Origin of the sequence: Aeromonas sp. sif2433 (genome assembly GCF_019218705.1) — a bacterium.
Lineage (GTDB): Bacteria > Pseudomonadota > Gammaproteobacteria > Enterobacterales > Aeromonadaceae > Aeromonas > Aeromonas encheleia.
In genome coordinates this window covers 12,280-24,377 of sequence record NZ_JAHUXD010000001.1, presented here as the reverse complement: position 1 = coordinate 24,377, position 12,098 = coordinate 12,280, and the positions used below count along the sequence as shown (strand labels likewise).

Sequence of the window (12,098 nt, the reverse complement as noted above, 5' to 3'; positions counted from 1 at the left end):
GCTAGGCAGGAAGTGATGCGGCCGATCATCGTCCGCCGCCTGCTGGCGGATCCCGGTCAGTCGCTGGAGTAACGGCTGCCAACGTTATCTTTGTGAGCCAGCCAGAGTTCGGCTCCATTCAACCCTGTCATCATGGCGGGCAGGATTATTCACAAGGACAATGCAATGACAAGGATCAGACTCGAATATCACGGTCACGTGGCCTACATCACCCTGGATCATCCGCCCGCCAACACCTGGACCCTCGCCAGCCTGCAGGCCTTCCTGCAGATGATGGTGGAGCTCGACAGCCGCCCCGATGTGGTGGCGCTGGTGATCCGTGGGGCGGGGGACAAGTTCTTCTGCGCCGGGGCCGATCTCAACATGTTTGCCGACGGCAACCCGGTGCACGCCCGTGCGGTGGCCGAGGCCTTTGGTCGCGCCTTCGAGGCGTTGGCGCGCTTCCACGGCGTCAGCATCGCCGCCATCAATGGCTATGCCATGGGCGGCGGGCTGGAGGTGGCACTGGCCTGTGACATTCGCATCGCCGAGCAGCAGGCCAAGCTGGGGCTGCCGGAGGCCTCGGTGGGGCTCTTGCCCTGTGCCGGCGGCACCCAGCGTCTCACCGAGCTGGTGGGGCCGGGCTGGGCCAAACGCATGATCCTCTGTGGCGAGAAGGTGAGCGCCACCCTGGCCTACGAGATGGGGCTGGTGGAGGAGGTCGTGACCGAGGGCCATGCCTGGGGAGCGGCCCAGCAGATGGCGCAGATGGTCGAGCGCCAGAGCCCGAGCGCCCTGCGTGCCTGCAAGCAGCTGATCAATCAGGGCCGCAGCGGCCCGCGCGACGCGGCCCTGCCGCTGGAGCGCAGCCTGTTCCTCTCGCTGTTCAGCGATGCCAATCAAGGTGAGGGGGTGGCCGCCTTCCTGGAGAAGCGAGCGCCACGCTGGCACTACGGGATAGGCATAGACCCCTCATCAAAGCCGGATGGAGCCGTTCATGAGTAATAAATCCCCCTGTTTCAGGTTGTTTTCCCCATCGTTATCCCGCGAACCGGGGAGGCGCCACCGATGACTGAGCCGGTAAAGGCAAGCCTCCATCCCAGCCGGGATGGCCATCGGATCGGCGTGCTGACCCTCGACAGCCCCGCCTCCCTCAACGCCCTGAGCCTGCCGATGATCCAGGCCCTGCAACGGGAGCTCGATCGGTGGGAGCAGGATCCGACCGTGGTCTGCGTGCTGCTGCAGGGGGCCGGGGAGAAGGCGTTCTGCGCCGGGGGCGATATTCGTTCTTTTTATTACCGCCGGCAGGAGGAGAGCGAGCAGGCGCTGTTTGGCTATGCCCGCGACTTCTTCGAGCAGGAATACAGGCTCGATCACCACATTCACCGCTATGCCAAGCCACTCATCTGCGTGGCGGATGGCATCTGCATGGGGGGCGGCATAGGGCTGTTTGCCGGCGCCGGGTTCAGGGTGGTGACCGAGAAGAGCCTGTTTGCCATGCCGGAGGTGACCATAGGCCTCTATCCGGATGTGGGGGCCAGCTGGTTTTTAAGCCGGATGCCGGGGCGACTCGGGCTCTGGCTCGGCCTCACCGGGGCGCGCTTCAACGGCGCGGATGCCATCGGCCTGGGACTGGCGGATCACGCCATCGCCAGCGGTGCGCGCGCCGAGCTGCTGCCGCGTCTTGCCGCCTTGCCCTGGTCTGCGGATCCGGACGGCCGACGGGATCAGATCGATAGGCTGCTGGGCAGCCTGTGTGCCAGTTCGTCCTTGCCGGCGCCGGTGATCCTGCCCCGGCAGGCCAGGATCGATGGGCTGATGGCCGGCCGCACCCTGCAAGGGGTGCTGGAGCGGCTGTTCGATGCCGAGCTGGGCGAGGCGAGCCTGGTGGCGGCGCGGGAGACCTGCCGCGGCGGCAGCCCCATCAGCCGTGCCATCCTCTGGCGCCAGTACTGGCAGGCCCGCCGCCAGTCCCTGACCGAGGTGTTCGCCGATGAGCTGGCGCTCTCGGTCAACTGCGTGCTGAAGGGGGACTTCGTGGAAGGGGTGCGAGCGCTGCTCATCGACAAGGACAGGTCCCCCCGCTGGCAGGCGGCCCAACCGGGCAGCGACTGGCTTGACGATTTCTATCGCTGGCCCGAAGGGAAGAATCCCCTGATCCCTTAACAGCGAGTCGACAAGACAAGAGCGCCGGAAAGGCCCGGCCAGATAACGAACGGAGCAAGGAGCAAAGGATGACAAGGATCGGATTTATCGGGCTCGGCAATATGGGGGGCCCCATGGCCGCCAACCTGGCCAGGGCCGGCCACGCCGTCCAGGTGTTTGATCTGGTGGCGGAGAACCTGGAGAAGGCGATCGCCGCCGGTTGCATCGCCGCCGGCGATGCCCGCGAGGCGGTGGGTGGCTGTGAGGTGGTCATCAGCATGTTGCCGGCCGGCGAGCATGTGTGCTCGCTCTGGCTGGCAGAGGGGGGAGGCCAGGATCTGCTGGGGGCGCTGCCGGCGGGGGCCCTGGTGATCGACAGCTCCACCATAGACGTGGCCTCGGCCCGGCGGGTGGGGGAGGCGGCCAGGGTGCGCGGCATTCGTTTCATCGATGCCCCCGTCTCGGGCGGCGTCGCCGGGGCGGCGGCGGGGACCCTGACCTTTATCGTCGGCGGCGAGCAGGCCGACTTCGAGGCGGCCAGGCCGATTTTGGCCCAGATGGGGCAGAACCTGTTCCATGCCGGGGCGCTGGGGGCGGGCCAGATCGCCAAGATGTGCAACAACATGCTGCTCGCCATCCACATGGCGGGCACCGCCGAGGCGCTGGCGCTCGGGGTGAAGGAGGGGCTGGATCCGGCCGTGCTCTCCACCATCATGGGCAAGAGCTCGGGTAACAACTGGAGCCTGGAGCGTTACAACCCCTGGCCCGGGGTGATGGAGAACGTGCCTGCGGCACGAGGCTACCAAGGGGGCTTTATGACCCGGTTGATGGTAAAAGATCTGGGGCTGGCGATGGCGCTGGCCGAGCATGCCCACAGCGCCGTGCCCCTGGGGGCGCTGGCCCGTAACCTGTTCAACCTGCACGCAAGTCAGGGTCAGGGGGCCAAGGATTTTTCCAGCATCCTGGAGCTGTATCTCGATAAGGCACCCAGTGACAAATAAGCGCCAGAGGCTCTGGCCCCCCACAGCCGTTTCAACCTGCACGCAAGTCAGGGTCAGGGGGCCAAGGATTTTTCCAGCATCCTGGAGCTATATCTCGATAAGGCACCCAGTGACAAATAAGCGCCAGGGTCAAGGACTGCTCCGGCATCGTCGCACTCTATCTGGATAAATCGCTGATCAGTCCCAAAGCGGTTGACTCGAGGCGACACCGCCCTCGGCTCGTTCACCCAACCATTTATGGCCAGTCAGCTGGCAAGGAGTCTCCATGGATATCAAGCAGAAGGTCATCGCCATCACGGGGGCGGGACGAGGACTGGGCCGAGCCATCGCCCTCAGCCTGGCCGCTCAGGGGGCTGTGCTGGCCCTCATCGACGTCAATCGCGCCGATCTGGAGGTCACCGAGGCCGAGCTGCGCAGCCGGGATGGCCGCTGCGCCCTGTTCGTCTGCAACGTGGCGAGCGAGCCCGAGGTGGAGGCGACCTTCGCCGCCATCAAGGAGCAATTTGGCGTCTTGCACGGCCTTATCAATTGCGCCGGGATCCTGCGGGACGGCATGCTGATCAAGGTGAAGGAGGGGGAGCTGGTGGAGAAGATGAGCCTGGCCCAGTGGCAGGCGGTCATCGACGTCAACCTGACCGGCACCTTCCTCTGTGGCCGCGAGGGGGCGGCGCTGATGGCCAAGGGCGGGCAGGGGGGGGTCATGATCAACATCTCCTCCATCGCCCGCGCCGGCAACATAGGCCAGAGCAACTATGCCGCCAGCAAGGCGGGGGTGGCCTCGCTGGTGGTGACCTGGGCGCGGGAGCTGTCCCGCCACGGGATCCGGGTGATGGGCATAGCCCCCGGCGTCTTTGCCACCGACATGACGGCGGCGATGAAACCGGAGGCGATGGCCCGGATGCAGCAGGCCATCCCGGTCGGCACTCTGGGGCAGGCGGCGCAACTGGCCCAGACGGTGCAATTCATTCTCGCCAATGACTATCTGTCCGGGCGGATAATCGATCTCGACGGTGGCCTGCGGCTCTGACGCGGGTCGCCGACCAGGACCTCGCCCCTTGCCTTCGGCACAGGGGCGTTTTTATTAGCCGTCTGCGCCGCCGGCCTTGCCTGGCGGGCCCTCGGGCGCCTGCATGTCCATGCAGCGCTGATCTGGAAAAGGCGGGGCGAGGTCATGGAAAAATGAGAAATATCAATGGGTCTTTCTGAATTTGAACCAGCTCACAGGCCTCAGGGGTCAGTGCTGTAGAATTGCGCGCGGTCAAGGTGGCGCATGATTGGCACCGCGAGGGATTGCGGTCGGAATAGTCATGCAATATAGTTGCCGCCTTTTTCACGGGGCTCGGACTCTTCGCCCCTCCCATGTCGCGCGCAGTATGAATACGGACGCTCTGCAGCCGCCTAATCAAACAGGATTGAGATGGACAAGAAACTAGGGCTTGGCGCCCTCATCTCGCTGGTGATCGGCTCCATGGTCGGCGCCGGGGTCTTCAGTCTGCCACAAAATATCGCCGCTCATGCCAGCGCCGGGGCCGTCGCCCTGGGTTGGGCCATCACCGGTCTTGGCATGATCTGCCTCGCGCTGGTCTACCAGAATCTCTCCATGCGCCGCCCGGATCTCGACGGCGGTATCTTCAGTTATGCCAAGGCGGGCTTCGGCGACTTCGTCGGCTTCAACGCCGCCTGGGGTTACTGGCTCTGCCAACTGCTGGCCAACGTCTCCTACGCCATAGTGGTGTTCAGCGCGCTGAGCTACTTCTTCGATACCCCCGACAACGTCATCTTTGGTGACGGCAACACGCCGGTGGCCATCACGCTCGCCTCCCTGCTCATCTGGTCGGTGCATGCCCTGGTGCTGCGCGGGATCCAGGTCGCGGCTCTGGTGAACATAGTCACCACCATCGCCAAGATGGTGCCGCTCATCGTATTCTGCGTCGCCGTTCTGCTCGCCTTCAACATGGAGACCTTCACCCTGGACATCTGGGGACAGGGCAACATGGAGCTGGGATCCGTGATGGATCAGGTCAAGTCCACCATGAAGGTGACGCTCTGGGTCTTCATCGGCATCGAGGGGGCCGTGGTGGTCTCCGCCCGCGCCCGTCATCGCAAGGACGTGGGCCGTGCCACCGTGCTGGCGCTGCTCGGCGCCCTGGCGCTCTATGTGATGGTGACCCTGTTCTCCCTTGGCGTGATGAGCCAGCCACAACTGGCGGCCCTCAAGAATCCGTCCACCGCCATGATCCTGGAGGCCGTGGTCGGCCCCTGGGGCGCCTGGCTCATCAACATCGGTCTGGTGATCTCGGTGATCGGCGCCCTGCTGAGCTGGACAGTGCTGGCGGCGGAAGTGCCCTACATCGCCGGCAAGACCGGGGTCTTCCCGGCCTGGTTTGCCAAGGAGAACAAGAACGGCTCGCCCAAGGTGTCGCTCTGGTGCTCCACCTGTCTGGTGCAGATCTTCCTCATCATCATCTATTTCCAGAGCAGCACCTACCTGGCGCTGGTCAACATCGCCACCTCGGCGGCCCTGGTGCCTTATGTCTTCTCCGGCGCCTATGGGCTCAAGCTGGCGCTGAGCGGGGAGACCTATCAGGGCCAGCCGCACCAGCGCAAGCGTGACCTGCTGCTGGCGCTGGTGGCCACCGTCTACGGCTGCTGGCTGGTCTATGCTGCCGGGGTGGAATACCTGCTGCTGGTGGCGCTGCTCTACAGCCCGGGCATCTTCATCTACTGGAAGGCGCGCCAGCATCATGGGCTGCGCAGCCTCAACCGGCTGGAGCAGGGGATGACGGCGGCCCTGCTCGGTTGCGCCGTGCTGGCCTTCTACAAGGTGATGGACGGTACCATTCCCCTGCATTAATCGGCACAATAAAGAGATGGCCTCCTGGCCATCTTTTTTTTCAGGTGTCGACTGGCAGAAACGGACGGTGACGCCGCTTGGGAAGGACATTCTATGCTGTTTATGGGTTATCTGCTGTTGGGGGCCTTCGCGGGCATATTGGCGGGGCTGTTCGGGATCGGGGGGGGGCTCATCATAGTGCCGGTGCTGGTCTTCACCTACCATGCCCAGGGGGTCTCCCCCGATATCATCACCCATCTCGCGCTCGGCACCTCGCTGCCCACCATGATCTTCACCGGCTTCAGCTCGCTGCGGGTGCATAAACAGGCGGGCGCCGTCGACTGGCTGATCATCCGCCGGCTGGCGGTCGGCATGCTGGTCGGCGCCTGGCTCGGTGGCATGACGGCCAACCTGCTCAGCGCCAGCACCCTCAACGTCATCATCGGCTGCTTCGCCTGGACCATGGCCGTGCAGATGGGGCTCAACCTCAGACCCAAGGCGGAACGCCATCTGCCTGGTCCGGTCGGCACCGGCATCGCCGGCACCGTCATCGGCTGGATGTCGGCGCTGTTTGGCATCGGCGGGGGTTCCCTGACCGTGCCTTACCTCAGCTGGAACAGCGTGCCGATGCGCAACGCCGTCGCGGCCTCCGCCGCCTGCAGCATCCCCATCGCGCTGGCGGGCAGCCTCAGCTATCTCTACGCCGGCTGGGGCCATGCCGGCTTGCCCGAGTGGAGCCTGGGCTTCATCTATCTGCCGGCCTTGCTCGGCATCATCCTCACCAGCACCCTGTTTGCCCGCATCGGCGCCCGGCTGGCACACCGTCTTCCCCCTCAGCGACTCAAGCAGGCATTCGCCATGCTGATGTTGGTGATAGGGGCAAAATTTATGCTATTTAGCTGATTTATTGGCTAATTGCCGAAAAAGCAGGCAAACGCACCGTCCCCGGGCAGAAAGCCATTGCAATGAAACGGGACTTTGCTATTCTCGTCGCCGGTGGTCCCATTGGTCCTCTCGCATTGATAACCCGTCGACCTGGTCAGGACCGGAAGGTAGCAGCCAAGGTGGGGGACTCGAGTGCCGGGATGTGGCTGGTGGGGCCACCACCTGTTTCTGAAAATCAATAAGTTACCTTCCAATTCCCCTTCAGACCTCTTGGTAATCCACTTTGTGTGGATGACTGATCGCATCTGCAATGCGTTTCTGGCTCAGTTCCCGATACATCAGTCCCTAAGACATTTGCTTCCTTCGGAAGGTCGGCACACCTGCTGTCGTTGCCGACGGACATCAATATATCGCTCGGCACGCGGGATAGGCTGGCAGTCCAAAACAAGCTCGCCCAGTTATTTGTCTGTGCGCGTGCTCGCGTAAAACCCAGCCGTCATCTCTGCCATGGTTCCAGCCTCCGCCCCCTATGATGTGAACGTCCGGATTGTTGTGAGCAAGCGGCCGATCCTCTCTGGTATCTGCCGGTTCGGTGACATGTGTATCCCGGCCCAAGCGACTATGCAGGAGCAACAAGGGCGAACGAGCGCTGTTGAGCACCTTCAGCAACAGCTGAAAGCAGGCTTGCTCAGATGACAGCCCGCCGCGCGTACTCGATGAATGCCTTCAACTTGGACGGTTGATCATGCCGGCTGGGGTAGTACAGAGAGAAGCCTGGAAAGGTCGGCGAGAACGGTGCAAGGACTCGCGTCAGGCGCTTTGCCTTGATGTGTGGCAGGGCCAGCTGCTCAAAGGTGTAGGCGATCCCGACGCCTTCCAGTGCCGCCTCCGTACTGAACAGGGTGTCCGTAATGGTCAGGTTGCCCTTGACCTCGTACTCGACGATTTCCTCATTCACCTTGAACTCCCATTTGTGGATCGCGCCTGTTCCGGCGAAGCGGAAGCGGATGCAGTTGTGCTGCATGAGGTCGTCCGGATGGCTGGGCGCGGGGAAGCGCGCGAGATAATCAGGAGAGGCGACGATGGCGACTGTGATGGGGCCGCCAAGGGGAAGGGCGACCATGTCCTTGTGCAGATCTTCTCCCATGCGAATGCCCGCATCGAAACCCCGCTCGACGATGTCGACGAAGCCTTCGTCATTGGTCAGTTCAAGTTTCACGTTCGGATGCTCACGAAGGAAACCTGCCAACAGCGGTTGCAACACCATTGAGGTCGAAATGCGTGCGGCATTGATGCGTAATGTGCCGGTGGGCCCACCTTGCAGGACGTTCAGCTCTTCACCCGCCACAATGACCTGACCGAGTGCCGGGCCGATGCGGGCAAGATAGTCCTCCCCAGCCTCCGTCAGGCTCACGCTGCGTGTCGTGCGATTGAGCAGGCGTACGCCGAGACGCGCTTCCAGCTGCCTGATCGCCTGGCTCAGCGCGGAAGGCGATACCTCCAGTTCGGCAGACGCGGCAGTGAAGCCGCGATGCTCCGCGACTTTCCAAAAGGCCATCAGGCCGTCGAGTTGATTGAGTTTCATATCTTGAAGCATAGCTTCATATAGTGTGCAGGATTAAGCTATTTTTCTGCGCTAATGCGGCGCCTATAGTTGCCTTCACCGTGAAGGAGGCACCCATGAAAACCAATCCGCAAGATTGCCATGCCCTCGGGCCTCTTTCCCTCAGGTGTCGTGACGCCCTGGTCAGCGTGATGGACCCCACGACGCCGAAACCAACAGGCAAGTGAGAAGGTTCATCAGACCATTGATTATTGAGGAAAAGAAGACGATGAAAAACGTATTGATCATCAACGCACATCAGTTTTTTGAAGGCATCTCCGGCGGCAAACTGAACAGCACCCTGGCAGGCATCATCAAGCAAGAGATGGCAGCGCGCGGCTATGCGGTGAAGGAGACATACATAGAGCAGGGCTACGACGTTCAGGGCGAGGTCGACAAGCATCTGTGGGCAGACATCATCATCCTGCAATCGCCGGTTTTCTGGTTCGGCATGCCGTGGATCTACAAGAAGTATGTCGATGAGGTATTTACCGCGGGCATGTTCCAGCAGCGTTTTCTGTCGGGTGATGGCAGGACGCGCGAGGATCCGCGCAAGCAATATGGCTCTGGCGGCAAGATGCATGGCAAGCAGTACATGCTGTCGCTGACCTGGAATGCACCGAGGGCGGCATTTGGCGATGCTGGGCAGATGTTGTTCGAGGGCAAAACGGTGGATGACGTCTTCGTCAGCAACACGGCCAACTACAGGTTCTGTGGCGTAGAGGTGTTGCCCTCCTTCTCGTGCTTCGATGTGATGAAGCAGCCGGATGTTGCAGGCGCTATTGAAGAATTGCGTGGCCATCTGGATGCCATCTTTGATCCCGTTGCGAGCCCCCTGCCTCAGGTGGAGAGCAAGATGGACGAGGCACTCACATCCCCTTGACGACGTCGGATGCTGGTCGACAACGAGGTGACGGTGACCGCTCAGTTTCTGGGCGTTCACCGTCTGCCTTGGCCTGTGATGTGCGATGAGTTGTCGCCACCAGTGACCACAATACTGGCCAACCCGCCAACCCGCCAACCCGCCAACCCGCCAACCCGCCAACCCGCCAACCCGCCAACCGCCTGCCACCCGGCGCATGCGTCAAGGATCTCGAAGGCTCAAAAGGCGTCTCTTGGCCGACTACGAGGTTGTCATTGGCGTCGAAGTAAAGCCCGGGTTAGTCAACCAGACTCCTTTGGCTGATGCTGGAAACATCCTGGGGCACCCTTGCGTCACCGTGAGCCCGCCTATCTTTCGTGGAGGGCTCTTCGTCAGTTAGCCGTCGCCTGGTACTCCTGTCTCTGTGACAGCTCGATCACCTGCTTATCGCTCCTTATCCGGGCATTGCATCCCCGACTCCCCGAGCATGGGCAAGGCGCAGCTCCTCGGCACCGAGCACGAACTCCGGGCTGTCGGTGAGACGCTCGACCGCCAGATCGATGAAGCGGCGTACCCGGGCGGGCTGGGCCGCGCGGCTGCCGTAGTAGAGAAACAGGCTGTACATGTCTGTCATGTGGTCGAGCAGCAGGGGAACCAGGCGACCGGCCCGGATGTGCGCCGCCGCCGTCGGCCCGGCAATTTGGCCTATCACTTCTCCCGCCAGCACGGCGCCCAGCTCTACCGTCTCATCATTGGTCGATATTGCCGGACGAACGAGATGATCCTGCATGCTCTCCCCAATCTTCACATGCCAGGGAATAAGGTGGCCGGTGCCGGCATGACGAAACACGCTGCAGCGGTGCACGCCCAGATCGTGCAGCGTGTGCGGCACCCCATGTTTGCGCAGATAGGCGGGGGAGGCGCAGATGATGAGCTGCAAGGGAAACAGGCGGCGTGCGATCAGCCCGTCCTGCGGCGAGAGCCCGATCCTAAGGCCCACATCGACTCGCTCCTCTACCCAGTTGCCGATACGGTCATCGAGCTGCACATCCGGCTGGACCTCGGGGTAGAGCCGGCAGTACTCGTCCAGCACTGGGCCGATGATCATCTGCGCGACCGAGCGTGGCCCCACGATCCGCAGTGGGCCAGCGAATGCTTCCTGGGTCTGCCTCGCGGCTGACAACGCCTGTTGCAGGCCAAGCAGGGCGGGTTGGGCTGCCTCCAGAAAACGCTGGCCCTCTTCGGTCAACGACATGCTGCGGGTGGTGCGATGGAACAGCCTCACCCCGAGATAGGTCTCCAGTTGCCTCAGTGCCTTGCTGGCGGCCTGAGGGGAGATCTGCTGGGCCTCGGCGGCCTTGCTGAGGCTGCCCAGTTCCACCGTGCGCACGAAGGTGGTGATGGATCTCAATTCGCTGATCATGGTCTTTCTCGTCGATTTACATCATTTAGTTGTAACTGATTCATCCATTTGCCGTCTAGTTCGATGTTTATTGCCCATCTATAGTTCAGCTCATCGACAAGCCTCCCGGCATGAACCCAGACAGAGAGACGAGCAAGATGGACAATTTCAGCTTTTACAACCCGACCCGGATCGAGTTCGGCACCGGCAAGGAGCGGCTAATCGGCGAGATCCTGGCCCAGCACGGCATCAAGAAGGTGCTGCTGGCCTATGGCAGCGATCGCATCAAGGGCGATGGCCTCTTCGCCAGCGTGAGCGCCAGTCTGAACGAGCAGGGGATCCCGTTCGTGGCGTGCGGCGGCATCGTCAGCAACCCGCTCATCTCCAAGGTGCGTGACGCCATCGCCTTGGCGCGGGAACAGGAGGTCGACGCCATTCTCAGCGTCGGCGGCGGCTCCGTGCTCGACAGCGCCAAGGCCATTGCCGCAGGGGCCCTCTATCAGGGGGATGTCTGGGATCTGTTTGTCGGCAAGGGGCAGATCGAGGCGGCGCTGCCGGTGTTTGCCATCCTGACCCTGGCTGCCACCGGCAGCGAGATGAACAGCGGCGCCGTGGTGACCAACGATGACACCAAAGAGAAGTTCGCCATCAACTCGGTGCACACCTTCCCGAAAGTCTCCATCGTCAATCCGGCGCTGATGCAGACGGTCTCCCGCGACTATCTGGTCTACTCGGCGGCGGACATCATAGCCCACTCCATCGAGGGCTACTTCACCGCCAAGGTGCAGCCGAAAATTCAGTCCCGCCTGGTGGAGTCCGTCATCGCCACCGTGCTGGAGACCACCGAGCAGTTGCTGGCGGATCCCGCCGATTACAACGCCCGCGCCGAGTTCGCCTGGGCGGCGACCCTGGCATTGAACGGTCTGACCTATGCGGGGACTTCGGGTTTTGGCTACCCCAACCACATGATCGAACACGCGCTCTCCGCCCTGTTCAATGTGCCCCATGGCGCCGGCCTGTCGGTGGTGATGCCCGCTTGGATGAAGTGGTTCCATGGTCAGAATCCGGCTCAATTCGAACGCTTTGCTCAGCAGCTGTTTGGCTTGAATACCGCCGAAGAAGGCATTGCCGCCCTTGAAAAATGGTTCGACAAGATAGGCACGCCGACCCGCCTCTCCCAGCTCGGCATCACGGAGGCGGACCTGCCTGCCATCCTGGAGAACCTCAAGGGCAACGCCCGCTGGTTTGGCCTGGCTGAAACCTACACCCAGGACGTGCTGGCCACCATCCTTCGCAATGCCATGTGAGTGGCGGTGCCTCCAGGTCCTGCGTCAGGACTGAGCCGCGAGTCGCCAGCCATCACACCATGGCGCTCTCCAAGGAGAGCG

General features: G+C 62.5%; 10 protein-coding genes and 1 other RNA gene. 9 read left to right on the top strand and 2 right to left on the bottom strand.

What is annotated here, in order from left to right; genetic code table 11:
- The first annotated feature begins 165 nt into the window (after positions 1-165).
- The 7 genes from KW825_RS00130 to ffs all read left to right on the top strand — a co-directional run bounded on the left by KW825_RS00130 (position 166) and on the right by ffs (position 7,058).
- Entirely contained in the window at positions 166-984 is an 819-nt protein-coding gene (locus KW825_RS00130) for an enoyl-CoA hydratase (protein ID WP_218327798.1), read from the top strand.
- Positions 985-1,047: 63 nt separating this feature from the next.
- Entirely contained in the window at positions 1,048-2,145 is a 1,098-nt protein-coding gene (locus KW825_RS00125; protein ID WP_218327797.1) for an enoyl-CoA hydratase/isomerase family protein, read from the top strand.
- 68 nt (positions 2,146-2,213) lie between these two features.
- Positions 2,214-3,125: a 3-hydroxyisobutyrate dehydrogenase gene (gene mmsB, locus KW825_RS00120; protein ID WP_218327796.1), complete on the top strand. Its 912-nt coding sequence runs from the start codon at positions 2,214-2,216 to the stop codon at positions 3,123-3,125.
- A 265-nt stretch (positions 3,126-3,390) separates the two neighbouring features.
- Positions 3,391-4,152, top strand: coding sequence for an SDR family oxidoreductase (locus KW825_RS00115; protein WP_163155093.1), 762 nt, complete (start codon positions 3,391-3,393; stop codon positions 4,150-4,152).
- Between the two features lie 390 nt (positions 4,153-4,542).
- Positions 4,543-5,979, top strand: coding sequence for an arginine-ornithine antiporter (gene arcD, locus KW825_RS00110; protein ID WP_042653695.1), 1,437 nt, complete (start codon positions 4,543-4,545; stop codon positions 5,977-5,979).
- A 93-nt stretch (positions 5,980-6,072) separates the two neighbouring features.
- Positions 6,073-6,861 (top strand): sulfite exporter TauE/SafE family protein, encoded by a 789-nt coding sequence (locus KW825_RS00105; RefSeq protein WP_042653696.1) that lies wholly within the window; start codon positions 6,073-6,075, stop codon positions 6,859-6,861.
- 100 nt (positions 6,862-6,961) lie between these two features.
- An RNA gene (ffs, locus tag KW825_RS00100) (signal recognition particle sRNA small type) lies at positions 6,962-7,058 on the top strand.
- 473 nt (positions 7,059-7,531) lie between these two features.
- On the opposite strand, the gene KW825_RS00095 is transcribed toward ffs, so the two are convergent.
- Positions 7,532-8,428 carry a LysR family transcriptional regulator gene (locus KW825_RS00095; RefSeq protein WP_218292179.1) on the bottom strand — a complete coding sequence of 299 codons (897 nt, stop codon included), beginning with the start codon at positions 8,426-8,428 and terminating at the stop codon, positions 7,532-7,534.
- A 247-nt stretch (positions 8,429-8,675) separates the two neighbouring features.
- Between KW825_RS00095 and KW825_RS00090 the strand changes: the two genes are divergently transcribed.
- Complete coding sequence (locus KW825_RS00090) at positions 8,676-9,329, top strand: NAD(P)H-dependent oxidoreductase (RefSeq protein WP_182785576.1); 654 nt, start codon at positions 8,676-8,678, stop codon at positions 9,327-9,329.
- A gap of 433 nt (positions 9,330-9,762) precedes the next feature.
- On the opposite strand, the gene KW825_RS00085 is transcribed toward KW825_RS00090, so the two are convergent.
- Positions 9,763-10,731: a LysR family transcriptional regulator gene (locus KW825_RS00085; protein WP_218327794.1), complete on the bottom strand. Its 969-nt coding sequence runs from the start codon at positions 10,729-10,731 to the stop codon at positions 9,763-9,765.
- A gap of 137 nt (positions 10,732-10,868) precedes the next feature.
- On the opposite strand from KW825_RS00085, the gene KW825_RS00080 reads away from it, so the two are divergent.
- Entirely contained in the window at positions 10,869-12,017 is a 1,149-nt protein-coding gene (locus KW825_RS00080) for an iron-containing alcohol dehydrogenase (RefSeq protein WP_218327793.1), read from the top strand.
- Positions 12,018-12,098: the final 81 nt, after the last annotated feature.

What these genes read in the sequence shown, in the direction of transcription:
- KW825_RS00130 (WP_218327798.1), top strand. Translation starts at nt 166, where the DNA reads ATGACAAGGATCAGACTCGAATATCACGGTCACGTGGCCTACATCACC.
- KW825_RS00125 (WP_218327797.1), top strand. Translation starts at nt 1,048, where the DNA reads ATGACTGAGCCGGTAAAGGCAAGCCTCCATCCCAGCCGGGATGGCCAT.
- mmsB (WP_218327796.1), top strand. Translation starts at nt 2,214, where the DNA reads ATGACAAGGATCGGATTTATCGGGCTCGGCAATATGGGGGGCCCCATG.
- KW825_RS00115 (WP_163155093.1), top strand. Translation starts at nt 3,391, where the DNA reads ATGGATATCAAGCAGAAGGTCATCGCCATCACGGGGGCGGGACGAGGA.
- arcD (WP_042653695.1), top strand. Translation starts at nt 4,543, where the DNA reads ATGGACAAGAAACTAGGGCTTGGCGCCCTCATCTCGCTGGTGATCGGC.
- KW825_RS00105 (WP_042653696.1), top strand. Translation starts at nt 6,073, where the DNA reads ATGCTGTTTATGGGTTATCTGCTGTTGGGGGCCTTCGCGGGCATATTG.
- KW825_RS00095 (WP_218292179.1), bottom strand. Translation starts at nt 8,428, where the DNA reads ATGAAACTCAATCAACTCGACGGCCTGATGGCCTTTTGGAAAGTCGCG.
- KW825_RS00090 (WP_182785576.1), top strand. Translation starts at nt 8,676, where the DNA reads ATGAAAAACGTATTGATCATCAACGCACATCAGTTTTTTGAAGGCATC.
- KW825_RS00085 (WP_218327794.1), bottom strand. Translation starts at nt 10,731, where the DNA reads ATGATCAGCGAATTGAGATCCATCACCACCTTCGTGCGCACGGTGGAA.
- KW825_RS00080 (WP_218327793.1), top strand. Translation starts at nt 10,869, where the DNA reads ATGGACAATTTCAGCTTTTACAACCCGACCCGGATCGAGTTCGGCACC.